The organism is Flavobacterium tistrianum (assembly GCF_003254545.1).
Lineage (GTDB): Bacteria > Bacteroidota > Bacteroidia > Flavobacteriales > Flavobacteriaceae > Flavobacterium > Flavobacterium tistrianum.
In genome coordinates this window covers 175117-199623 of sequence record NZ_QJRH01000067.1, presented here as the reverse complement: position 1 = coordinate 199623, position 24507 = coordinate 175117, and the positions used below count along the sequence as shown (strand labels likewise).

25 protein-coding genes and 1 tRNA gene are annotated in these 24507 nt (G+C 33.6%); 14 read left to right on the top strand and 12 right to left on the bottom strand.

What is annotated here, in order from left to right; genetic code table 11:
- Positions 1–57 precede the first annotated feature (57 nt).
- The 3 genes from DMB71_RS10075 to DMB71_RS10065 all read right to left on the bottom strand — a co-directional run bounded on the left by DMB71_RS10075 (position 58) and on the right by DMB71_RS10065 (position 3885).
- On the bottom strand, positions 58–2328 hold the full coding sequence (locus DMB71_RS10075) for a cation:proton antiporter (protein ID WP_111365792.1): 2271 nt from the start codon (positions 2326–2328) through the stop codon (positions 58–60).
- 113 nt (positions 2329–2441) lie between these two features.
- Complete coding sequence (locus tag DMB71_RS10070) at positions 2442–3161, bottom strand: LytR/AlgR family response regulator transcription factor (RefSeq protein ID WP_111365791.1); 720 nt, start codon at positions 3159–3161, stop codon at positions 2442–2444.
- Positions 3124–3885: a sensor histidine kinase gene (locus DMB71_RS10065; protein ID WP_111365789.1), complete on the bottom strand. Its 762-nt coding sequence runs from the start codon at positions 3883–3885 to the stop codon at positions 3124–3126. Before DMB71_RS10065 ends, DMB71_RS10070 begins: the two co-directional genes overlap by 38 nt.
- Positions 3886–4171: 286 nt before the next feature.
- On the opposite strand from DMB71_RS10065, the gene DMB71_RS10060 reads away from it, so the two are divergent.
- The 3 genes from DMB71_RS10060 to rpoN all read left to right on the top strand — a co-directional run bounded on the left by DMB71_RS10060 (position 4172) and on the right by rpoN (position 9791).
- A complete protein-coding gene (locus tag DMB71_RS10060) occupies positions 4172–6538 on the top strand; it encodes an efflux RND transporter permease subunit (RefSeq protein ID WP_111365788.1) in 2367 nt (788 codons plus the stop codon).
- 202 nt (positions 6539–6740) lie between these two features.
- A complete protein-coding gene (asnS, locus tag DMB71_RS10055; protein ID WP_111365786.1) occupies positions 6741–8186 on the top strand; it encodes an asparagine--tRNA ligase in 1446 nt (481 codons plus the stop codon).
- A gap of 144 nt (positions 8187–8330) precedes the next feature.
- Entirely contained in the window at positions 8331–9791 is a 1461-nt protein-coding gene (gene rpoN / locus DMB71_RS10050) for an RNA polymerase factor sigma-54 (protein WP_111365785.1), read from the top strand.
- Between the two features lie 63 nt (positions 9792–9854).
- Here the strand turns inward: rpoN and DMB71_RS10045 are convergent, their stop codons facing one another.
- From DMB71_RS10045 to DMB71_RS10030, 4 genes are all read right to left on the bottom strand, one after another.
- Positions 9855–10277, bottom strand: a complete 423-nt coding sequence (locus tag DMB71_RS10045; RefSeq protein WP_111365783.1) for a type II toxin-antitoxin system VapC family toxin — start codon at positions 10275–10277, stop codon at positions 9855–9857.
- Positions 10277–10531 carry a DUF6364 family protein gene (locus tag DMB71_RS10040; RefSeq protein WP_111365782.1) on the bottom strand — a complete coding sequence of 85 codons (255 nt, stop codon included), beginning with the start codon at positions 10529–10531 and terminating at the stop codon, positions 10277–10279. The genes DMB71_RS10045 and DMB71_RS10040 overlap by 1 nt, the downstream gene beginning before the upstream one ends.
- A gap of 109 nt (positions 10532–10640) precedes the next feature.
- Positions 10641–11060, bottom strand: coding sequence for a hypothetical protein (locus DMB71_RS10035; RefSeq protein WP_111365934.1), 420 nt, complete (start codon positions 11058–11060; stop codon positions 10641–10643).
- Positions 11061–11102: 42 nt separating this feature from the next.
- Positions 11103–11693, bottom strand: coding sequence for a thymidine kinase (locus DMB71_RS10030; RefSeq protein WP_066033411.1), 591 nt, complete (start codon positions 11691–11693; stop codon positions 11103–11105).
- A gap of 236 nt (positions 11694–11929) precedes the next feature.
- Here DMB71_RS10030 and DMB71_RS10025 point away from each other — a divergent pair, with 236 nt between their 5' ends.
- From DMB71_RS10025 to DMB71_RS09985, 9 genes are all read left to right on the top strand, one after another.
- On the top strand, positions 11930–12967 hold the full coding sequence (locus DMB71_RS10025; protein ID WP_111365780.1) for a hypothetical protein: 1038 nt from the start codon (positions 11930–11932) through the stop codon (positions 12965–12967).
- A gap of 105 nt (positions 12968–13072) precedes the next feature.
- Positions 13073–13792 carry a 16S rRNA (cytidine(1402)-2'-O)-methyltransferase gene (rsmI, locus tag DMB71_RS10020; RefSeq protein WP_111365779.1) on the top strand — a complete coding sequence of 240 codons (720 nt, stop codon included), beginning with the start codon at positions 13073–13075 and terminating at the stop codon, positions 13790–13792.
- Positions 13793–13962: 170 nt separating this feature from the next.
- The gene (locus DMB71_RS10015) at positions 13963–14307 is read left to right on the top strand and encodes a HopJ type III effector protein (RefSeq protein ID WP_111365933.1); all 345 of its coding nucleotides are present in this window, start codon (positions 13963–13965) and stop codon (positions 14305–14307) included.
- Between the two features lie 285 nt (positions 14308–14592).
- On the top strand, positions 14593–16296 hold the full coding sequence (gene recJ, locus DMB71_RS10010) for a single-stranded-DNA-specific exonuclease RecJ (RefSeq protein ID WP_111365777.1): 1704 nt from the start codon (positions 14593–14595) through the stop codon (positions 16294–16296).
- Entirely contained in the window at positions 16283–17566 is a 1284-nt protein-coding gene (locus DMB71_RS10005) for an MFS transporter (protein ID WP_111365776.1), read from the top strand. The genes recJ and DMB71_RS10005 overlap by 14 nt, the downstream gene beginning before the upstream one ends.
- Positions 17567–18481 carry an alpha/beta fold hydrolase gene (locus DMB71_RS10000; protein WP_111365774.1) on the top strand — a complete coding sequence of 305 codons (915 nt, stop codon included), beginning with the start codon at positions 17567–17569 and terminating at the stop codon, positions 18479–18481.
- Positions 18482–18632: 151 nt separating this feature from the next.
- Positions 18633–18989, top strand: a complete 357-nt coding sequence (locus DMB71_RS09995; RefSeq protein WP_091135406.1) for a hypothetical protein — start codon at positions 18633–18635, stop codon at positions 18987–18989.
- A 98-nt stretch (positions 18990–19087) separates the two neighbouring features.
- On the top strand, positions 19088–19444 hold the full coding sequence (locus DMB71_RS09990; protein WP_111365773.1) for a hypothetical protein: 357 nt from the start codon (positions 19088–19090) through the stop codon (positions 19442–19444).
- 83 nt (positions 19445–19527) lie between these two features.
- Positions 19528–20736, top strand: a complete 1209-nt coding sequence (locus DMB71_RS09985) for a cytochrome c3 family protein (RefSeq protein ID WP_111365772.1) — start codon at positions 19528–19530, stop codon at positions 20734–20736.
- Here the strand turns inward: DMB71_RS09985 and DMB71_RS09980 are convergent, their stop codons facing one another.
- The 4 genes from DMB71_RS09980 to DMB71_RS09970 form a co-directional block, all read right to left on the bottom strand.
- Positions 20737–21480, bottom strand: coding sequence for a UDP-2,3-diacylglucosamine diphosphatase (locus DMB71_RS09980; RefSeq protein ID WP_111365770.1), 744 nt, complete (start codon positions 21478–21480; stop codon positions 20737–20739).
- A gap of 104 nt (positions 21481–21584) precedes the next feature.
- Positions 21585–22037 (bottom strand): 6-pyruvoyl trahydropterin synthase family protein, encoded by a 453-nt coding sequence (locus DMB71_RS09975; protein WP_111365769.1) that lies wholly within the window; start codon positions 22035–22037, stop codon positions 21585–21587.
- Positions 22038–22070: 33 nt separating this feature from the next.
- Complete coding sequence (locus tag DMB71_RS22080) at positions 22071–22247, bottom strand: hypothetical protein (RefSeq protein ID WP_204251781.1); 177 nt, start codon at positions 22245–22247, stop codon at positions 22071–22073.
- Between the two features lie 120 nt (positions 22248–22367).
- Positions 22368–23132 (bottom strand): enoyl-CoA hydratase/isomerase family protein, encoded by a 765-nt coding sequence (locus DMB71_RS09970; RefSeq protein ID WP_111365767.1) that lies wholly within the window; start codon positions 23130–23132, stop codon positions 22368–22370.
- A gap of 269 nt (positions 23133–23401) precedes the next feature.
- Here DMB71_RS09970 and DMB71_RS09955 point away from each other — a divergent pair.
- Positions 23402–23475, top strand: a tRNA-Ala gene (locus DMB71_RS09955).
- Between the two features lie 66 nt (positions 23476–23541).
- Positions 23542–23790 (top strand): GIY-YIG nuclease family protein, encoded by a 249-nt coding sequence (locus DMB71_RS09950; protein ID WP_111365766.1) that lies wholly within the window; start codon positions 23542–23544, stop codon positions 23788–23790.
- Positions 23791–23889: 99 nt separating this feature from the next.
- Here DMB71_RS09950 and DMB71_RS09945 read toward each other — a convergent pair whose 3' ends face one another.
- On the bottom strand, positions 23890–24111 hold the full coding sequence (locus DMB71_RS09945) for a hypothetical protein (RefSeq protein WP_111365764.1): 222 nt from the start codon (positions 24109–24111) through the stop codon (positions 23890–23892).
- Positions 24112–24507: the final 396 nt, after the last annotated feature.

The following is a 24507-nucleotide window of genomic DNA, read 5'->3' as shown; positions in this document are numbered from 1 at the left end:
CCCAACTCCAATTGATTCTTGGAATTTGGGATTTTAAAATTTTGGAACTTAAAAACTCTATGGTTTAAGAATCAAAACTGATGGAGAATTATTCAGCCAAATACTTTGAGATTCTATTAGTTTTTTCCAGCTTTCTAGACTGATAATCATCAAATCTTGGCTTTCTAAAAACTCTTTCTTCAAGGTTCTGTCATTCATAACCATGATGTGATTTGGGGCAATCTGCTCAATAGAACGAATGGTTTCTTGAATATCTCTTGTATTTTTCACTTCTCCACCAGCATCTAAAACTGTAATTTGAGAACCGTTATTATTGATTAGTTTTTTAGCATAATCAATTAAAAAAGCATCTTCCTTGCTAAAAACAGGTATAAAGACTTGATTGACTTCTTCCAGATTTTTTTCGATGAAAATTCCAACTGGCATTTTAGCTTTAGCAATAATATGTCGTGTTCTTTCATCAAATGGAGAATTTTCAAACAATCCTTCTTTTCCTGTAAACTTGTCAATCAAACGATCTGGATTTACAATTCTAGTCGTAAAACCAAGAATTTTTCCGAGTAAAGTTCCTTCAAAAATAGATTGTCCTAAACCAATAAGCAGTAAATCATATTCGCCTTGATTTGCAGTATCAATAATATCCGAGTCAATATCATTAGAAACTTTAAACAAACTCACCACATTCTGATTCAAACGTTCTGATTCTTCAATTACAGGAACCAACATTTTGCGTTCGTGCTCTTTAATATCAAATGAATGGACTTCAGTACTTAAAGACAAATGCATTGCCGTTACAATAGAATTGTCTCCTTGTTTTTTGACTAAGCTATTTGCGATTTGAAGTAATTTTTTGCCTCTTTCTGGAGTGGCAAATGAAAGCAGAATTTTATACTTGCTTTTGGCTCCGATCTCTTCTGGAACAGCTGTTGCTTTATCTTTAAAAATAAATCCGATAAAATCTAATGCTGGGCCTGTCATAAAAGTAGTCACCAAAGCCATAATTACCATCATAGTAAAAATCTCTGTTGATAACACTCCTAAGTCATAACCAATATTTAAAACCACCAATTCCATTAATCCTCTGGTGTTCATTAAGGCACCAATGGATAAACTGTCTTTCCAGTTCTGTCCCATGAATTTTGCAGCCAAAGCGCTACCGAAAAATTTACCAACTACAGCAACCAAAATGATCAAACCAGTAATTTTCCATAATTCTGGATCATTCAATAACCCTATTTGTGTACGCAAACCAGTAAACACGAAAAATAATGGCAAAAGAACAATGATTGAAACGTCTTCAACTTTTTCAATAAATATATTTCTGAATTTATTGTTTTCAGGCATTATTGCTCCCGCTAAAAATGCTCCAAACAAAGCGTGAATTCCGATTAATTCTGATGCGTAAGCAGAAATTAAAAGCGTAATAAAGAAAATTGCAACAACAGGTTTGTTCAAGCTTTCGCGCGTTGCATTCAAATCTCCTACTCTTTTTAAGAATGGACGAACAATTTTAAGCATTATTATTACATACAAAATCGCCATTCCGATTACATATAGCGAACTTAAAAGCGAACCTGCTTTTACAATTGCAATAACCACTGCCAAAATACACCAAGCTGTAATATCATCTGCAGCTGCACAAGTAATAGCAATAGTTCCTAGTTTCGTTTTCTGCATGCCTCGTTCTTGGACAATTCTAGCTAAAACAGGAAAAGCTGTGATACTCATAGCAATACCCATAAACAATCCGAAAGAAGAAAATTCTACTCCCATCGGAGCATAGATTTCATAAATAAAATAAGCCAATGATAATCCTAAAGCAAACGGAATTACAATACTTGCGTGACTGATAACAACAGCATCATGCGCTTTATTTTTTAGCACTTTCAAATCCAATTCCATTCCGATAACAAACATGAAAAGGATTAAACCGATTTGGCTTAAGAACTGTAGATTGCCTAAAGATTCTTTTGGAAACAAAACCGCCGAAAATTCTGGAAAATACATTCCGACCAAAGAAGGCCCTAAGACAATTCCCGCGATCATTTCGCCAATTACAGACGGCTGTCCTATTTTTCTAAAAAACCATCCAAATAAACGTGCTACTAAAATGATGGTAACGATCTGCGCCAATAAAATGGCCAAAGGATGCTGTAGATTATCAACCATAGAATGAAGAAAGTCTTTCCAATGATTGCTTTCAACACTTTTCTTTACAATATTTCGCCCCACTTCTAATGCGGCGCCTTTTGAAATTACCCAATAGATTAGCGCTGTAAAACCACCAATAATGGTTACGTAGAATAAAGAGTTCTTAATGTTATTCATAACTCGTTCTTTTGATTTATTGCAGCAAATATCAGAACTGAGTTTTAAGTGAAAAAGCAAATTTCCAGCTAATTTTCAATGTATGTAACAAGTCGGAAAAACTTTGTAATAAGTTATAATTTTACCTTTTTCAAAAAATCAGAACGATAGGTTTCGCTCAGAATTAGAGCAGTATTTTTATTATTTTCTTCTAAATGATGAAGCACAATTTCATTGTGATTAAAGAATTTGATGGCTTTTACAGCTACAATTTCTTTTTTATTGATTCGGCAGAAATCGGAATCGGGCAATTCGTTTAAAAGTGTATCGAATTTTACGTTTTTTAAATTCAGAAAACTACCGTCAGTTAACAAAACTGTTTTATCCCGACTGTCGCTTAATGTTGTTGTGATATACTGGATTTTATTAAAATACAATAACGTTTTTCCTTTGTCAGTATTAAGTTGAATGAATTTTTTCGAATTATCCGATTTATCGAAACGTTCAAAAGCCTTAGAAACTGCTTTTTGGAGACGTTCCAATTTCACAGGTTTGGTGATATAATCTACGGCATCAATATTAAAAGCTTCTGCCGCATATTCTTTATAGGCCGTACAGAAAATAACCAATTTGTTATCTAACATTTCGGCCAAATGCAAACCATCAATTCCTGGCATTTCGATATCAGAAATTAAGAGATCAAAATCCAGTTCGGGAATATCAGACAAAAGTTTTTCAGGATTATTAAATGTTTTTACAATTTCCAATTCTGGAATTTGCTCACAAAGCATTTTCAAATAAGTCAATCCTGGAATCTCATCGTCCAGAAGCAAGCATTTCAGTTTTGTATTCAAGTAAATCTATTTTTAGATGAGCAATGTAAACGTCATTTTCTACAAACTTATCGAGTTTGAAATTATTCTTGTAAATAATTCGCAGTCGATGTTCTAAAGTCGCGTGGCCAAAACCGCTTCGCTCTTTTTTCAGTACTTTTTTATCAGAGATTTTGTTGGAAACCGTCATAAAAAAAGCATTATTTTTAAATTCAAAAACTACCGAAATAAAAGCATCTGCACTTTGAAGATCGGCGTGTTTAAAAGCATTCTCAATTAAATCAATCGAAATTAAAGGCGCCAGCAAAGGCTGATCGTACAATTTGTCTTCTTGATTGATATTGGTTTTGACTTTAAGTTCAAAAAGCGGACTGATTTTAATTTTATTGATTTCGATTAAATTCATCGCAAAATCAATTTCTTCTTTGGCCGTTACAAATTTCTTTTTGCTTTCGTAAAGAATATAATCCAGAACATTGGCCAATTTATCTAAAGCAAAATACGTCTGGTAAGCATGCGACTGGATCGAGTTTAAAATATTCTTAAACAAATGCGGATTCAGTTTTGATTCCAAATTTTCCAATTGCAAATCATTGACTTTTGATTCTAAAGCATAAAAACTTTTTTCGGCATCTTCTTTTGCTTTTTTGGTTTGCATTAATTGATACACCATAAAACAAATAATGACAACTAAAAGCAATAGAATTGCCAGAAAAATAAAAGTGGTTGTATTGTTTTGCTGCATTTGCGTGATTTTATATTTAAGTCAATTCAAGAATAAAATTACTGAATCTGCTTCAATCTGTTGAATCTGCGTGAGTCTTTTTCGTTAAGAAAACAATTCAAATTAAACTTTCTTAAAATCGAAATTGTTTGCAAATATGAGAAAACCTAACGGTTTACAGATAAAACAAGGCAAATTATCGCAAAAACAGCACTATCAAATTTGTGTTAACGTTAAGTAAAATAGAAGGGAATATTTATGATTTCGAGCACTTTTCACTACATTTGCATCCATTTTTAAAGATTTTATGAAAAACGCTGTCCAAGTTGGATTTTGGGAAAAATTGGCCCGAATCATACTTAAAAACCGAATTACGATTCTGGTTATACTTTCTGCTTTAACTCTTTTCTTTGGTTATCAGTGGAAGAATCTTTCTATGACTTATACCGAAGCCAACTTGCTTCCAAAAGATCATATTGCAAATAAAGATTATCAAAAATTCTTAGACAAATTTGGTGAAGAAGGGAACTTAATTGTTATTGGTTTTAAAGATCCTAAGTTCTTTACACCAAGAAATTATGCTGCTTGGACTGAATTAATGAACGGTTTGAAAAAAGCCAAAGAAGTTGATTTGGTAATTTCTTTGAATGATTTAAAGAAACTTGAAAAAGATACTGTAAACCAAAAGTTTGTTTTAGCGCCATTTATTGAAGAAAGCAAAGCACTTGACGCCAATTATTTAAAAAGTGTTCAATATGATTTGTTTCACAATCTTCCTTTTTACGAAGGCCTTTTGTTTAACAAAGAAAGCGGAAGCGTTCGTTCTGCGATTTACATGAACAAAGCGCTGGTAAACACGGCAGAAAGAAAGACTTTTATCTTAAATGATTTAGTTCCAAAAATCGATAAATTCGAAAAAACGACCGGAATCGACCTTAAAGTTTCTGGAATGCCATACATCCGTACAATCAATGCGGATAATATGAAAGGCGAAATCGGACTTTTCATTGGAGCGTCTTTATTGACCGTTTCTTTGATTTTCTTTTTCTTCTTCCGTTCGTTCAGAGCTACGTTTATTTCGATTTGTATTTTAATTGTCGGCGTAACTTGGTCGTTTGGGACACTGGGATTGTTTGGTTATAAAATCACGATTTTAACAGCAATTATTCCACCACTGATTATCGTAATCGGAATTACCAACTGTATTTTCCTGATCAACAAATATCAGCAGGAAATCAAAATACACAACAATCAGGCAAAAGCTTTACAGCGTGTGATTTCAAAAATTGGGCATTCAACTTTTATGACCAATTTAACTGCTGCAATTGGTTTTGCAACCTTAATGATTACAGGAAATGAACTGCTTTTTGAGTTCGGATTGGTAACTTCTATCAACGTGATTTCTGTTTATACTTTGACACTTTTTATCGTGCCAATTATTTACAGTTTTATGCCACTGCCAAAAGAAAAACATTTATATCATTTGGACAAAACGTATATTTCGACACTTTTAAATACAGTTACAACTATCGTTAAAGGCAAAAAGACAATTGTTTATTGCATTTACGCTGTTCTGTTTCTTGTGAGTTTGAATGGAGTTAGACAGATGAAAGTTTCAGGAAGTTTGATTGGTGAAATGCCAAAAAGCGCTTCTTTCTTTAAAGATATTTTATTTTACGAAAAAGAATTCAACGGTGTTATGCCTCTTGAAATCATGATTGACACCAAAAAGAAAAAAGGTGTTATGAAACCGTCAACCATTCGTAAAATGGACGAATTGCAGAATACTATTTCTGAAATTCCAGAATTGGCAAAACCTGTTTCGGTTGTCAATTTGGTTAAATATGCAAAACAGGCTTTCTACAACGGAAATCCTGAATATTATCAATTGCCGACTTCTCAAGAACAGACTTTTATTTTGGGCTATGCTAAAAATGCAACCAAAAACAGCAAAGAAAACTTAATGAAAGCGTATGTGGATTCGACGGGACAATATGCGAGAATCACGACTTTCATGAAAGATATTGGAACGGATGAAATGGCAAAAGTGGAAGGAAAACTTCGCAAAAAAATTGACGAAATTTTCCCTAAAGACCGTTATGAAGTTACGATTACAGGAAAAGCATTGGTTTTCCAAAAAGGGACAACTTATTTGGCGCATAACTTAATTGAATCATTATTGTTTGCCATTTTGACTATTGCAATTTTGATGCTGTACTTGTTTAGATCGTTCAAAATGGTAGCAGCTTCTTTAATTACGAATATTTTACCGCTTTGTATTACTTCTGGATTAATGGGTTATTTCGGAATTCCGTTAAAACCTTCGACGATTTTGGTATTCAGTATCGCTTTCGGAATCTCGGTTGATAATGCTATTCAGTTTATGGCGAAATACAAAGATGAATTAACTCAAAATAGAGGAAAAGTAAAAAAATCTGTTTTCAGCGCTTTGAGAGAAACTGGAGTAAGTACATTTTACACTTCTATCGTTTTGATCTTAGGTTTTGCCACTTTTACTTTATCAAGCTTCAGCGGAACAATTGCTTTAGGAGGATTAATTTCTTGTACTTTGGTTTTTGCGATGTTTGCTAACTTGGTTGTTTTGCCATCGCTGGTTTTAACTTTCGAGAAGAAGAAAACGAGAAAAGAGGAATTGGAGAGTTTGGAGAAGTAAGTTTTCTTCATAACCTTAAAGATATCCGCCACGAATTCACGAATAAAAAAACAAATAATTCGTGAATTCGTGGCGAATAAATTTATACGAACAATTATCAGAACAACAAAAGGAACTGGAAACAGCTTCAAAAATTAATTATTATCGATTATATTTGCAGTTGTTCAAAACGAATATTATTTAATATCAATTATATATAAAAATGAAACACACAAAAGTTAGAGACTTATTAAACAGTACGACGACGTTACAGGAAGTGAATGCAAAAGGTTGGGTGAGAACTTTTAGAAATAATCAGTTCATCGCTTTAAATGACGGTTCTACAATTAATAATATTCAATGTGTTGTTGATTTTGAAAATACACCAGAAGAGACTTTAAAAAGAATCACTACTGGAGCTGCAGTTTCTGTAATCGGAACTTTGGTTGAAAGCAAAGGTGCAGGTCAGAAATACGAAATTCAGGTAAACAAACTTGAAATTCTTGGAGATTCTGACGCTGAGAAATTCCCAATGCAGCCTAAAAAACACTCTTTAGAATTTTTACGTGAAAACGCTCACTTACGTGTTCGTACAAATGCTTTTGGTGCAATTATGCGTGTGCGTTCGGTATTGTCTTATGCGGTTCACAAATATTTTCAAGATAAAGGTTTCGTTTATGTAAATACACCAATTATCACTGGGGCCGATGCTGAAGGTGCTGGAGAAATGTTTCAAGTTACTTCTTTGCCATTGGATAATCTTCCAAAAAATGAAGAAGGAAACATTGATTTCAAAAAAGATTTCTTCGGAAAACATACGAACTTGACAGTTTCTGGACAATTAGAAGGAGAAACTTTTGCAATGGCTTTGGGTCAGATTTATACTTTTGGACCAACTTTTAGAGCAGAAAACTCAAACACTTCTCGTCACTTGGCAGAATTCTGGATGATCGAGCCTGAAGTTGCTTTCAACGACCTTGACGACAACATGGATTTGGCTGAAGATTTTATTCAGTATGTAATTAAATATGCTTTAGACAACTGTAAAGATGATTTGAAATTCTTAGAAGGAAGACTTCTTGAAGAAGAAAAATCAAAACCACAGGCTGAAAGAAGCGAAATGACGTTGTTAGAGAAATTAAGTTTTGTTTTAGAAAACAACTTCAAACGTGTTTCTTATACTGAGGCGATTGACATTTTAAGAGATTCAACTCCAAATAAAAAGAAGAAATTCCAATATTTAATCAACGAATGGGGAGCTGACTTACAATCAGAACACGAGCGTTTCTTGGTTGAAAAACACTTTAAATGTCCTGTAATTTTATACGATTACCCAGCAAACATTAAAGCGTTTTACATGCGTTTGAACGACAACACAGAACCAGGAAGAGAAACAGTTCGTGCAATGGATATCCTTTTCCCTGGAATTGGAGAAATTGTAGGCGGTTCTGAAAGAGAAGAGCGTTACGATGTTTTAGTTGAGAAAATGGAAAAACTTGGAATTGATAAAGAAGAATTATACTGGTATTTAGACACCAGAAGATTTGGTTCTGCAACTCACGCAGGTTTCGGTTTAGGATTTGAACGTTTGGTATTGTTTGTAACAGGCATGACAAATATTAGAGATGTAATTCCTTTCCCAAGAACTCCTGGAAGTGCTGAGTTCTAAGAAGTTTTAAAAAGTTTCAGGTTTCAAGTTTCAGGTTGTTGGAACTTGAACTAAAATAATAATATTTGTTTCAGGTTTCAAGTTTCAAGTTGTGGCACGTTCTGCAACCTGAAACTTGAAACTTGAAACTTTTAACAAAAACAAATGCTAAAGCAATTTTTAAATTTAAAATTATCCCAAAAATTATCTCCACAGCAAATTCAGCTGATGAAGTTAATTCAATTGCCTACGCAAGCTTTTGAACAGCGTTTATTAGAAGAAATGAACGAAAACCCAGCTCTTGAAGCGGGTAAAGAAGACGAATATGAAGCTGATGAATACGCTAATGACGACTATGACGATTATGATGATAATGAATCCGACAGAATCGAAGCAGACGACATTAATATTGACGAATATCTAAGCGACGACGATACGCCTGACTACAAAACTCAAGTAAACAATTACAGTGACGATGAAGAACGCGAAACTCCTTTTGCGGCTCCGATTAGTTTTCATCAGGATTTAATCAATCAACTGAATACTTTCATTTTAAATGATGAGGAACGCGAAATCGCCGAATTCCTTGTCGGAAGTATTGATGATATGGGTTATATCCGAAGAAGTATTCCGGACATTGTAGACGATATGGCTTTTACTCAGGGAATTTATACTGACGAAGCAATGGTCGAAAAAATGTTGACCGTAATTCATGAATTAGAACCTTCAGGAGTTGGCGCACGTGATTTACAGGAATGTTTACTGCTTCAATTAAAACATAAAACGCCAACTGAATATGTTGATTTAGCCATTGACATTATCGAAAATCAGTTTGATGCTTTTACGAAGAAACATTACGATAAGCTTTTACAGAAATACAGCATTTCAAACGAACAGCTTAAAAAAGCAATTCACGAAATTGAAAGATTAAATCCAAAACCGGGCGGTTCTTTTGCAGGAAACAATAAAGTTACAGAAAACATTGTTCCCGATTTTGCTATCAGAATTGTTGACGGCGAACTGGAACTGACTTTAAACGGAAGAAATGCTCCTTCTCTGCACGTTTCTAAAGATTATCAGGAAATGATGCAGACATACAAAGAATCTCGCGATAAATCGACTGCACAAAAAGATGCCGTTCAGTTTATCAAACAAAAACTGGATTCTGCTAAATGGTTTATTGATGCTATTAGACAACGTCAGGAAACGCTTTTTGTAACGATGAATGCCATAATGCATTATCAGGAAGAATATTTCTTAGACGGCGACGAAACCAAACTAAAACCAATGATCTTAAAAGACATTGCTGATATGGTTGGTTTAGATATTTCAACCATTTCGCGTGTGGCAAACAGCAAATATGTTGAAACTCCATACGGAACCAAACTTATTAAGGAATTCTTCTCTGAAGCCATGAAAAATGATCAGGGAGAAGATGTTTCAACTTTAGAAATTAAAAAAATTCTTCAAAATACAATTGAAGAAGAAGATAAGAGAAAACCGCTTCCAGATGATCAACTGGCAGAAATCTTAAAAGAAAAAGGATATCCGATTGCGAGAAGAACTATTGCAAAATACCGTGAGCAACTTGATATTCCGGTAGCAAGAATGAGAAAGAAAATCTAAGATTTTTAAACCATGGAAGAGATATAAGTTCATTTAAAATAATAAACCCGATAGTTTTAAAAACTATCGGGTTTTATTTTTTATTGAAGTAAGAAATTCCGAAGGAGTCATGACTGGAATTTCGGAATTTTTAAAATCTTTTTTATTTCTGGTTAGCAACACACTACATTTATGATGTAATGCACTAAAATACTGGACAGCATCTTCGAAATCATTAAAGTTTGAGATTAGACTTTTATCAATTACAATTTCATCAATATCAGAAACTTCACATATAAAACGAAATTTTCTCAAAGCTTCCAAAACAACTTTCTTTTCTACAACTTTGGAAATTACATAAACCGTATTTACAAAAGACAAAGATGAGCTTGCTAATCTAAAATTTTTATTTTCTGCAAGTGAAGCTATCGTTGCAATATCGTTAAAAAAGGGTTCTCGTTCTCCTATTAAATCAATTAAGACATTTGTATCTAAAAACAGCTTCATTACTTATATTTTTCAGACAAGTAGTCTTGTCTATCTTTTTTATAGTCAAAATCATTATCAATTTTGCCTTTCCCAACTGCAAGACTTTTCACAAAAGCGCTTATTTCACAATTCTCCGAATTACTATCTTTTTCAATTATTGTTTTTAAATAATTTTCGACCAAGAGTGACAAGCTTTGCTTATGTTCTGCGGCATATATTTTGGCCCTATCGATAACGTTTTTATCTAGTTTCAATGTTAATTTCGCATCCATAATTTTCACACTTTATTCTATACGTACAAATATACAAAAAACATCCGTACAAAAATAAACCCGACAGGCTTCAGAACCTGTCGGGTTTAATTATAATATCTATAAATCTTTATTTATATTCGTCTGGCAATATTTTTATATCAAACAAAAAATCTTTCTTTTTATCACTATAACTATAATTCAGTGTATAATCATTTTCTCTGAAAACCTGAAGTCCTGTATTTTCTTTTGCAGTACTTAGAAGACTTTTTCTAATTTCTTCTTGAATTACGCTAACTTCAGCAGTTTCTTTAATCACATTCAATAATGTCAAATTGTATTGAACTGTTTTTTCTTCATGTAAACTTACACTGTCCAAACGAATTCCTTCTTGAATATTTAATGGACAGCTTTTATTATATTTTGCAATTAATTCTACTACTTCAGTGTTTACTTCATCTTCTTTTGCGCCTAGGTAAAATTGAAAATAAACTACGAAAGCGACAGCAATTCCAATTAATACTAACAATAAAACAGTCGATTTTCTCATATTTTTGTACATTTTGTTAAGGCTTATATTAAGTAAAACAATCTATTTTTCGTGATTCTTTTTCATTGCTTTAAAATACGCTGCACGGCTAAGTGGCTCGTATTCTTCTGTTTCTCCAAGCATTACTAATTTATCATTATCAGTCTTTCTAAAACTATAATTGGCTAAATTTCCCGTTCTGGTACAAACGGCATGAACTTTCGTTACATATTCTGCCGTTGCCATAAGTCCAGGCATTGGCCCAAACGGATTTCCTTTAAAATCCATATCCAATCCAGCCACAATCACACGGATTCCTTGATTAGCCAAATCGTTGCAAACAGTGATAATTTCATCATCAAAAAATTGTGCTTCGTCAATACCGATTACATCGCATCCTTGAGCTAAAATCAATATGTTAGCTGCTGCTGGAACAGGCGTAGAACGAATTTCGTTGGCGTCATGAGACACAACCATTTCGTCATGATAACGAGTATCAATAGCTGGTTTAAAGATTTCAACTCTTTGTTTGGCAAATTGGGCGCGCTTTAATCTTCGGATTAACTCTTCGGTTTTACCCGAAAACATTGATCCACAAATAACTTCAATCCAACCAAATTGTTCTTTGTGATTTACTGTATTTTCGAGAAACATTTTGTATTTTTCTACCTTTAAAAATGAATAGTTTTTATTACTTTGTACTGGCAATAAATTGATGTAAAAATGTACTGTTTTACATTTTTTCAAAAGTAGAAAATTTTTATCAAACCTTAGATTCGCGAAAGCGTATTAACAGAAATAAAAAATTATCTTTTGAATTTCCTTGAGAATAGAGACATTCAAACATTAAATACACTAAAATACCTTATTCACTATAATTTTCAACAGTTATGAAAAAAAAATTGGAAGCTGATTTAATTAGCATTGCACATCGAATTTTAAAACTTAAAAATAAATCCGATATCAATCAATTGTACCTTGAAACTCAGAAATTATACGAGAAATTAGCGGTATTAAAATTTGTAGAAGAGAATTTCGACACTGCAAAACCAACAATCGGGCAAAATGATATTACGGCCGAATTGGAAACGATTTTTGAAAAAGAAGAAATCGCAACTCCTGCTATAATTGAACTTGAAGCTCCTGCCGAAGAAAAAGTGATTGCGCTTGAAGAATCTTACGAACCTGAAATTTCAGAGGAAAAACCAGCAGAAATTGTTGAAGCTGCTGAACCAATTGTTGAAGCTGAAGAACCTCTAATCGAGGAAACTGTTGAGCCAATTGTTGCTGAAATAGAAGAAGCTGTTATTGAAACTCCAGTTATTGAAGAAATTGCTGAACCTATTGCTGAAAAGACAGAAGAAGCAGAAAAAGCTATTGATGATCTTTCGTTCACAACTATAAATGAATTGAAACCAATTCCAGATTTCAAACCAGCTTTTGAATTGGAAACGGAACCAATCATAGAAGAAGTTAAAGAAGAACCAAAGAAAGAAACTCCTGCACAGCCAACTATTCAATTTGAAGATTTCGGAATTAATTATGCCGATGCGCAGTTTGTAAAAGTGGATAGTTTTGAAGCTATTCCATCAACTCCAACTCCTTCAATAAATGATTTCAAAGAACCTAAAAAAGTAGAAACAGCTATTCTTGAAACTCCAGTTCAGCCAAAAGCTGTAAGCTTAAATGAGAAACTGGCAAGAGGATTTCATATTGATCTGAATGACAGAATTGCCTTTACCAAAAATCTCTTTGGAAACAGCACAGAAGATTACAGCCGTGTTTTAAACCAATTAATGACTTTTGATTCTTATAGCGAAGCAAAAGATTTTATAGAAAATATGGTAAAACCAGACTACAATAACTGGGAAGGAAAAGACGATTACGCAGAACGTTTTATGGGGATTATCGAAAAGAAATTCTCTTAAAAACACAAATTTCAAGAATTCACACGAATTTACTGGATGCAGTTTTTAGATAAATTAGAATTTGTTCCAATTCGTGCAATTCGTTTTCAAACATTAAAATAAATTATGTCAAAATTATATATCGTTCCAACGCCAATTGGCAATCTTGAAGACATGACTTTTAGAGCCATTCGGGTTTTGAAAGAAGTAGATTTGATTTTGGCTGAAGATACCCGCACAAGCGGAAAATTATTGAAGCATTTTGAAATTGGCACGCACATGCACAGCCATCATATGCACAATGAACATAAAACGACCGAAAATTTAATTGCACGTTTAAAAGCTGGCGAAACCATCGCTTTAATTTCAGACGCAGGAACTCCAGCGATTTCAGATCCAGGTTTTCTATTAACGCGCGCTTGTGTCGAAAATAAAATTGAAGTTGAATGTCTTCCGGGTGCAACGGCTTTTGTTCCGGCATTGGTAAACAGCGGACTTCCAAATGATAAATTTGTTTTTGAAGGTTTCTTGCCTGATAAAAAAGGACGCCAGACTCGCTTTTTGGCTTTAGCCGAAGAAACCCGAACCATGATTTTATATGTTTCTCCGCATAAACTCGTTAAGACTTTAGCTGAATTTGTTCAGTATTTTGGAGAAGACAGACAAGTTTGCGTTTCGAGAGAATTATCAAAATTACACGAAGAAAATGTACGCGGAACGGCAAAAGAAGTTCTAGCACATTTTGAAAAAACAGCACCGCGAGGAGAAATCGTAGTTGTCGTTGCTGGAAAAACAATAACCAAAGAACCTAAAAAAAGTAAATTTTCTAAGGACGAAGAAGAATAAAAATAATGTTAGCCACAGATTAAAAAGATTAACACAGATTAATAAAAAAGTTAGCCACTAATTGCACAAATTATCACGAATTAAATTAGTGGAAATTCGTGCAATTCGCAGCAAAAAAAATCCTTTTAATCCTTTTAATCTGTGGCAAAAAAAAAAATCAAATCATAATCATGAGCATTCAAGCCTTTTTAGAAAAAGTAAAACAAACTCCAACACAAATTACATTTCCTGAAACTATTGCGGTAATTGAAGAAAATTACAATTTTACTCCAACTGCTTTTCAAAACGGAACACAACATAATGCAGCAGGCGAAAATTCAGGTTCTTGCAAATTGTTTTCATTCGCAAAACTGCAAAATTTAAGTAAAGAAGAAACTTTAGCTTGTTTTGGCGCTTTTTATTTTGAAGAAGTTCTAGGAGATCCAAATGGAACAAATCACCAAAACATTAGAAATTTCATCAACTTAGGTTGGAACGGAATTGAGTTTGAAGGAAATGCTTTAGAAGCAAAATAACATTTGTCAAGCTGAGCGTAGTCGAAGCCTTTTTTTGTACAAAATATTTCGCCACAGATTAAAAAGATTAACACAGATTAATAAAAGTTTGCCACGACCCAAGCGATAGCGAATAGGCGAAGCAATTACACAAATTAGCACGAATTAAATTAGTGAAAATTTGTGTAATTCGTGGCAAAAAAAATAATCTTTTAAATCCTTTTAATCTGTGGCAAAAAAAATTACCAATAAGATTAAACGATTTCAAAAATCTGAAGTCTAAAATCTAAAATCCAAAATCAACCCATGCGTTGGACATTAAAACCAAAACCTTCTGAAGAAAAAATTAAACATTTAGCGCAAGCTTTAAATGTAGAAGATTTTGTAGCATCACTGCTAATTCAGCGTGGAATTGAGACTTTTGAAGATGCGAAAAATTTCTTTCGTCCCTCTTTAGAACATCTTCACGATCCGTATTTGATGAAAGATATGGATAAAGCCGTTGCGCGAATTGAACGCGCCATTCAAAACGAAGAAAACATTCTAGTTTTCGGCGATTATGATGTAGACGGAACAACAGCAGTTTCTTTGGTTTCATCCTATTTAAAATCACATTATCCTCATATTGCCACTTATATTCCCGATCGTTACGACGAAGGTTACGGAATTTCATATAAAGGAATTGACTACGCAGACGATAACGGAATTTCTTTAATTATTGCTCTCGACTGCGGAATCAAATCTATTGATCATATCGCTTACGCGAAAGCCAAAAACATAGACTTTATTATTTGTGATCACCACCGTCCTGGCGAAATTCTTCCTGATGCCGTTGCTGTTTTAGATCCGAAAAGAGAAGACTGTCAATATCCGTATGATGAATTATGCGGTTGCGGTGTTGGTTTTAAACTGATACAGGCTTTAGGTCAAAATCGAAACGAGACAATAGAAGATTTAGTTCCGTATTTAGATTTGGTCGCTACAGCAATTGCTGCCGATATTGTTCCGATAACGGGAGAAAATCGTGTTTTGGCTTACTTCGGTTTGAAAGTCATTAATAGCGAACCAAGACCTGGAATTAAAGCACTTGTTCATCAAGTCAAAAAGAAAGTTTTAGATATTACCGATGTCGTATTTATTATTTCTCCTCGAATTAATGCTGCTGGAAGAATCAAACACGGGAATCATGCCGTTGAATTATTAACTGAATTTAACTTAGAACAGGCACAGCAATTCGCTTCAGAAATTGAACAATACAACGCAGATCGAAAAGATTTAGATAAAAAAATCACCAAAGAAGCTTTTCAGCAGATTTTACAAAATAACGAAGAAGAGCGTTTTTCAACCGTTGTTTTTCAAGAAGATTGGCACAAAGGCGTAATCGGAATTGTAGCTTCAAGATTAATAGAAACGTATTATCGTCCAACTTTAGTTTTCACTAAAAGTGGAGATAAATATGCAGCCTCTGCCCGATCTGTAAAAGGGTTTGATGTTTATAATGCTTTAGATGCGTGTTCAGAACATTTGGAACAATTTGGTGGACACATGTACGCGGCTGGAATGACTTTGAAAGCCGAAAATTATCAGCTTTTTAAAGAAGCTTTTGAGAAATGCGTACAAGAAACCATTCAACCCGAAATGCGAACTCCAGAAATTGAAATTGATGCTGAAATTGATTTTTCAGACATCACTCCAAAACTAATCCGCATTTTAAAACAATTTGAACCGTTTGGCCCCCAGAATATGACGCCAGTTTTTATGACCCGAAATCTTATAGATACAGGTTACGCCAAAACTCTTGGAGCTGAAGAAGAACATTTAAGACTTTTCGTCAAACAAAATAATTCTGATGGAATCGCCGCAATTGGCTTTGGACTCGGAAAAAAATTAGACATAGCAAAAAATCAAAATCCGTTTCAGCTGGCGTATACAATTGCCGAAAATGAATGGAACGGAAACATTTCAACTCAGCTTATGCTGAAAGACATTAGAACAGATGGAAGAAATTAAATCCAACAAACCTGATCCGTATCAGGCACTTCGTTACAGAGAATTCAACGTGTTTTTATTATTGCGTTTCGCGATGGTTTTTGCCTGGTCAATGCAGTTTATTGTAATCGAATGGGAAGTTTATAGCTTAACCAAAAATCCACTTTCTTTAGGAATTATTGGTTTAATGGAAGTTATCCCTGCGGTCGGAATGGCTTTATTTGCTGGACATATCGTCGATCAAAAAGAGAAAAAAGGATTATTGGTAAAATGTATTTTAGGTTTTTCTGTAATTAGTTTTGGATTATTTTTATTGACTTGGCCAAAAGTAGTTGGAGGCTGGTCTTCAAATATTATACTTTATTCTATTTACGCTTTAGTATTTTTTGGCGGATTAGTTCGTGCTTTTCTTGGACCAACTATTTTTGCTCTTCTATCGCTTATTATTCCTAAAAAAGCATATCCAAATGCCGCTACTTGGAGTAGCACCGTTTGGCAAATTGGAGCTGTTATGGGACCGGCATTAGCAGGATTTTCAATTAACTGGATTGGTGTTCATTGGTCAATGTGTCTAGTTTTCGGGTTCTCAATTCTTTCTTTAATTGCTTTGTCACAAATCAGTGCAAAACCAATTATAAATCCGAAGATTGGAGAATCAATCAAAGACAGTTTAACTGAAGGTTTGACTTTTGTCTTCAAAAATAAAATTGTTTTAGGCGCATTATCTCTTGATATGATTGCGGTTCTTTTTGGAGGCGCGGTAGCGTTATTGCCTGTATTTGCACAAGATATTTTGAAAGTCGGTTCTGAAGGTTTTGGTATCTTAAGAGCTGCGCCTGCTGTTGGAGCTTTTATAACCATGATTGTTTCGGCCTATATTCCTTTGTATAAAAATGCCGGTAAAAAACTTTTGGCCGCCATTTTTGTTTTTGGATTATCTATCATCTTGTTTGGATTCTCAACTTCGTTCTGGCTTTCTGTTTTCGCTTTATTTTTGAGCGGTCTGGCCGATGGAATTTCGGTAGTAATTCGCCAAACCATTTTACAGCTTAAAACTCCAGATCATATGCGTGGCCGTGTGGGTGCTGTAAATTCAATTTTTGTTGGATCATCTAACGAATTAGGTGCTTTCGAAAGTGGTGCAACCGCAAAACTAATGGGAACTGTTACTTCTGTAATTTTTGGAGGAAGCGTTACACTTTTGACCGTTTTAGGTTTTGGATTTGCATCTCCTACTTTTAGAAATTTAGACCTTCAAAAAGATATGGATGATCATCATAAATTGGAATAAATGAAATCATTATTCTTAGCTTTTATTTTATCGATATCCTTTTTTGCAAACGGACAAAATCTTTATATCAAAACCTACGGAAACGAAAAGAATAAAGTCATAATTTTTATACACGGTGGCCCAAGCGGCAATGCAACATTGTTTGAAGGAACAACAGCTCAAAAACTAGCTGATCAAGGTTTTTATGTGATTGCTTATGACCGAAGAGGTGAAGGAAGATCTGCAGATCCAAATGCAAAGTTTACTTATGACGAAGCTTTTCAAGATTTAAATTCGATTTATGCAACATATCATTTAAAGAAAGCAATTATTCTAGGCCATAGTTTTGGCGGTTTAATAGCAACACTTTATACTAATAAATATCCGCAGAATGTAAGCGCTTTGGTTTTGGCTGGTGCTTTGTTTTCTCAACAGGAAACTTACGATCATATTTTAGATACTTTAAAAAAGAAATACAGTAACGATTCTGCACAATTAAAAAGAATCAATATTGTAGAAAATCTAAATAAAAATTCAGCCGATTATAGAAAAAAGTGCTTTGAATTGGCAGGAGAAAACAATTTCTTCAAAATGCCAAATCCAACAGCAGAATCTAAAAAATTATATGCTAATTACGAAGCAGGAGAATTTTTCAAAACCAATATTCGAAATAAAAATGCGCCTTTAGTTTTTTATCAAAACGAAAAGCAAAACAATATTGATACGCGTCCGATTTTAAAGAAAATCAAAACCGCTGGAGTTCCGATCTATGGAATTTACGGAAAACAAGATGGCATTTTTTCATCGGCACAAATTAATTCTCTTAAGGCAATAACTGGCGAAAAACGTTTTGTTTTTCTAGACAATTGCTCGCATTATTTATTTGTTGACCAACAGACTGCTTTTCTTTCCAAGTTAAAATATTGGTTGAAATAACAATTAAGTTTTATAAAAAAGCGAACTGCAAAACCTAACATAAACAACTAAAAATCAAAACACTAATCCTTATTTTTAGCTTTTTTTTATGCTTTTCTTAATCAAGTATTAGTACAAAGAGTTCGTATCTTTGTGGCCTAAAAAAATTGCCATGAAAGATATCGAACAGATATACCGAAACGATTTTGGAATTTCATTTTATTGGAAAGAAGGCAACGAAATTATATCAGATAAAATCCAGTTGCTTTTTAAACAAATGGGATTTTATTTTTCAGTTCAAGAATTAAATGAATTTCACGATTTAATTGAAGACTGCGTAACAGACCATAATGATTACGATACAAATGGCGTAAAACGCGCCTTCGATAAATTTTTATTGAAGACTCCCTATGTTGCTATAGATTTAGAAATATCACCGAAGGAATTAGATTCTATAAAAGACTTAGTTGATGGTTCTTTATTTCGACTTCACCTCAACGAATATATTTACGGTTCAGGCATGAACTAAACCAAACCGAGCAAAGATTTTTTTTCAAACTTTTTATGATTTTTTTATTTAGAATTGATATAAATAATATTTATATTTGTTGAAATAAAAGGATTACGATGAGAGAAATTGAACAAATATATCATAACAACTTTGGCATAGCTTTTTACTGGAAAGATAACAATACTACGATTTCCGACAAAGTGCAATTGGTTTTTAAGGAAACTGGTTTTTATTTTACCGTACAGGAATTGAATCATTTTTGTGATTTGATCGAAGACAGCATGATTGAAAACGCTTGTTGCGAAGCATGCGAAATGAAATATTCTTGCCATAAGTTTTTATTGAAAACACCTTGCAATTCTATTGATCTGGCTGTAAATATGACCGAACTAAAATCGATTAAAGATTTGGTTGAAGGTTCTTTATTTAAAATTGAACTGGATGAATATGTTTATGGAGTCGGCATGAATTAAGAAGCATTCTAAATATTTTAACAGCATTCTTTCATTATTGAAATATATTTTGATTCAATTCAAAAAAAAGTATATTTACAGCAATGAAAAAAGCTGCATTTCTACTTACCTTATCACTTCTGGCAATTCTCTTTGTCAGCTGCAACAACAAATCAGAGGAATATATTGATCCGCGCGGAACTGATTATGCGGGGTCAGAAAGCTGCATACAATGCCATAAAGTTCAGTCTGAAATGGCATTCAAAAGTTCGCATTTTAAGGCGACTGCTCCAGCAATTTTAGGAAATGTTTCAGGCGATTTCGATTCTAAAAATCATACTTTCATTTACGATAAAGAGACCAAATTGGTCATGGAAAAACGTGGAGACAGTTTGTATCAAGTTGTTTATAAAAACGGTAAAGAAACTGCCAAATACAAATTTGAAATTGTTTTTGGAACCAAGCATGCTCAGACTTCTGTTTATTGGAAAGACAACAACACATACGAACTGCCAGTTTCTTTTTATCACTCCATAAACAATTGGGCAACAAGTCCTGGTTTTCCTGCCGACAAGCCTTATTTTGACCGTATGGTGGTTAAAGACTGCTATTCGTGCCATGCCTCAAATGCCAGCAGCCGAAGCGTGAATCAAAATTCTGATGAAAGAAATATGATGTCTATGGATTTTGAAGATATCATTAGAAAAGAAACAATTGTTTACGGAATTGACTGTGAACGCTGTCACGGTCCAGCCAAAAAACATGTTGATTTTCATTTAAAAAATCCAAACGTAAAAGTTGCTAATAGCATTACGAGTTTTAAAACTTTAAACAGACAGCAAAGATTAGATGCATGCGCTTTATGTCACGCAGGAAATGACGGAATGAAATTAAAATCTCGTTTTGATTTTAAACCTGGAAATAATTTATCAGAATTCTTTCGTGAGACCAAAAGCATTACCGACACAGCAAATTTTGATGTTCATGGCAATCAATACCGTTTGATGGCACAAAGCAAATGTTTTATGAAGAGCGATAAAATGGATTGCATTACTTGCCATAATCCACATGAAAATGCTTCTAAAAATATGGCTTCGTATTCTAAAATCTGCATGAGTTGCCATCAAGGTTTAAAACATAAAGAAAACACTTTAAAAACAATGTCTGAGAAGCTATTAGCTAGCAATTGTGTAGAATGTCACATGCCGAAAAAAGCATCTGGAGCAATTAAATTTCAGCTTTCAAACAGCAAACAGCTTTCAGAATATATTCTGCGAACGCATAAAATCGGAATTTATCCGAATGCAAAGTAATTACTTTTCGAATTTTTTAAGCTCGAATTTTTCACCGTCAAAAACACCGTAAGTAAAATATCCAATCCAATCGCCAAGATTTACATATTCGGAGTTTTCTCCAACTGGAATAATCATAGGCAAATGGCGGTGTCCAAAAATGAAATAATTGTAATGTTTGGTTTCTAATTTTCGTTTGGCATACAAAACCAGCCATTCGTTTTCTTCACCTAAAAATTTTACATCTTCAGCACCAGAAATTAGTTTATTTTTAACCGATAAATATTGAGCCAAACTTACGCCAACATCTGGATGCAACCAACGGAAAAGCCATTTTGAAAACGGATTTGTAAATACCTTTTTCATTCTTTTATAGCCTTTATCGCCAGGACCTTTTCCGTCGCCATGGCCAATCAGGAAAGTTTTTCCGTTAAAAGTAAATTCCTTGTTATCATGATAAACAGGAATATTCAATTCGGTTTCAAAATAATCATTCATCCAAAGATCATGATTTCCGACAAAAAAATAAACTGGGATTCCGCTGTCGCGAATTTCAGCCAACTTGCCTAAAATTCGAACAAAACCTTTCGGAACAACCGTTTTATATTCAAACCAGAAATCAAATAAATCTCCCAATAAAAAAATGGCTTCAGCATCTTCTTTAACCTCATCAAGCCAAGCCACGAATTTCTTTTCGCGCGGTAAACTCAATTCTGGAGTTGGAGCACCAAAATGCTGATCTGAAGCAAAATATATTTTTTTCATTTGTGGAGTTAGGAGTTATTCGTTAGGGGTTAGATGTTTAAAATACGTGCTAGAAATTATTCGTTTCGACATTTAACTCTTAAACATTTAACTTTTAACTTTTTTTACAAATTATCAGAAGCGTACCATTCTGCGAAAGACGATTCTGTTTCTTGAAGTTTTAATGAGAAAAGAGAAATTCCTTCTGGAAGTCTTGCCACGATTCTCTCTGCAAAATCAACCACCATATTTTCGCTTGTTGGCTGATAATCTACTAAGATTACGTGATGCCCGCGGTTTTTCAATTCATTTGCCAATTCGATATGCGGTGTGGTCTGATTGAAAACTGTAGCATGATCAAATTGATCGACGATTTCTTCTTTTACAATTTTCTTTAGATCAGAAAAATCAATCACCATTCCGAACTTTACATTCGATCGGTCTGTAATTGGCGAACCAATAACTGTTACCGATAATTTATAACTGTGTCCGTGAACGTTCTTGCATTTTCCGTCGTAACCGTACAAAGCGTGACCGGTTTCGAAACTAAATTGTTTTGTAATTCTGATATTACTCATCGATTTTTAATTTTAAGCTTGCAAATTTACAAATTAATTGCCGTTTTTAGCTCTTTTTTTAGCTCTAAGATACATCCACAAAGCAATTCCGCCCAAAACTAGAAACGGAATGAAAGATCCAATGACAACTCCAATTTGATAACCGCTGTCAGGAGCATCTTTAATTTTCTCTGCAATGTCAACTTTTTGCATTAACGAAATAAGTTTCATTTTAAAAAATGTTTTAATCCTGCAAGGTTTTCAAAACCTTGTAGGTATTTATGAAATATTTTTTCTATTCTATCAATCAAACCTACAAGGTTTTGAAAACCTTGCAGGATCTTGTTCAAATTATTTTTTAAACTGTAATAAAGCATTTTTAGTAAAATCAGACAAAACCAATTTTCCCGTAATAGCGGCACGTTCAAACAAAAGAGATTCCCATTGTTCTGTTCCTTCCCAAATAATCTTTTTCATTTCGTAAAGCGCTTCAGGATTATAAGAGCTTAATCTTTGGGCAAAACTTTCGACTTCTTCATCTAGTTTTTCAGCAGAAGTTAAAACAGAATAAAGTCCTTTTTGAAAAGCCCAATCAGCCGATTTCCATTCGTGAGCTGCCAAAGTCATTTCGGTCATTGCCGTTTTTCCTATTTTTCTAGAAACTGCTGGTTCAATCACAAAAGGTCCAATTCCAATAGCTAATTCAGATAATTTTATATCGCTTCGAGAAGTTGCAAAAACATAATCGCAAGCCGAAATAATTCCGACACCGCCTCCAACGGCTTTTCCTTGTACACGACCAACTATAATTTTATTGCAATTTCGCATCACATTCAACAAATGTGCAAAACCCGAAAAGAATTCTACGCCTTGTTCTTCATTTTCGACTTTCAAAAGTTCATCAAAAGAAGCTCCTGAACAAAACGTTTTTTCTCCTTCGCTTTTTAAGATAATAACCGAAACATTTTCATTTCTGCTTAAAGAATTAATTTCAGCAGTAAGGCTATTTAACAATTCACGCGGAAAAGAATTACTTGCAGGATGACCAAATTGCACAATCGCAACAGCATTTTGAAAAGAAGTTTCTAAGCTTCCGTTTGTATTTTCTAGGCTCATAAAAATTACATTTAAAGGTAAAGTTACGCTTTTGAAAATAATTCATCCGAAACTTCTCGAAATTTGTTTTTTGAGAATTAATTGACTTTATTTGTTAACAACTTTGGGGGATTAGCTCATTTGGCTAGAGCGTCCCGATGAAAAATCGGGAAGGCGACAGTTCGAATCTATACTCCGAAACAATAGCGGGGGATTAGCTCATTTGGTTAGAGCGTCCCGATGAAAAATCGGGAAGGCGACAGTTCGAATCTATACTCCGAAACAATAACGGGGGATTAGCTCATTTGGCTAGAGCGCTACGCTGGCAGCGTAGAGGCGACCGGTTCGAATCCGGTATTCTCCACAAATAATTTAAAAATACCCAAGCAGATACTGATTCTGCTTGGGTATTTTTTTTAATACACACTTTATGTTTTACATCTACATTATATATTCAAAAACATTAGACAAATACTATGTTGGTTCATGCCAAAATATTGAACAGCGTTTAAAAGACCATTTAAATAGCAGAAGTAAATTCACAAAAGTTGTGAAAGATTGGGAATTAAAATATTCTGAGAAATTCTTAACAAGAAGTGAAGCCTGCAAAAGAGAATTGCAAATCAAAAAAATGAAAAGCAGAAAATATATCGAAAAGCTAATAATAACAAAAAGCTAAAATATCCCGATACATCGGGACGGTATTCTCCACAAAACAAAAAAACCTTGTAAATTCTGTTTTACAAGGGTTTTATTTTTTTAGAAAAACTAATTCTATCTATTTCTCATTTGCAGCATCATCTGCATCAACTCTATCTTTCTCAGCTTTTTTAAAATCATTGTTCAGCAATTTTTCCAGTTTCTTTTTTTCTCGCTGATTTTTTCTGATTGTTAGCACAACAAGAATAATTACCAATATTGCTACAATCGCTATTATGTTCCAATTAATATCCATAATTAAAATTTTAATTAAAGGTAAATAATCAAAAATATCTTTCATGTTATCAAACAGTTAAGTCTTTTATTTTTTAATAAGACTCATTTTGATACAATTATCTTTTTTGAAAGATATTTCTTCAAAACCTGTTTTCTATTTTTGTATGAGACAAAATTCAAAACACAGTATTTTTAATAGTTTATCAAATGTTTCAAAATGAATCAAAACTTAAAAAACAAAATATTCTCAATCATAAAAAAACCTCTTATAATTGCAGTTATACTTTTCATTTTTACCTTACTAGAAATCTATTGGGCAATGGGCAGTTTTTCTAACAAACCATCGAGTGCATGTTTAGATTGTTCTTTTTTTGACGATGCTTATTTAATGACTTTGTTTTCTACTGTTTTCTTATCAATAGTTTTTCTACCTTTTTCTTTAATTAAAAACAGGAATCTA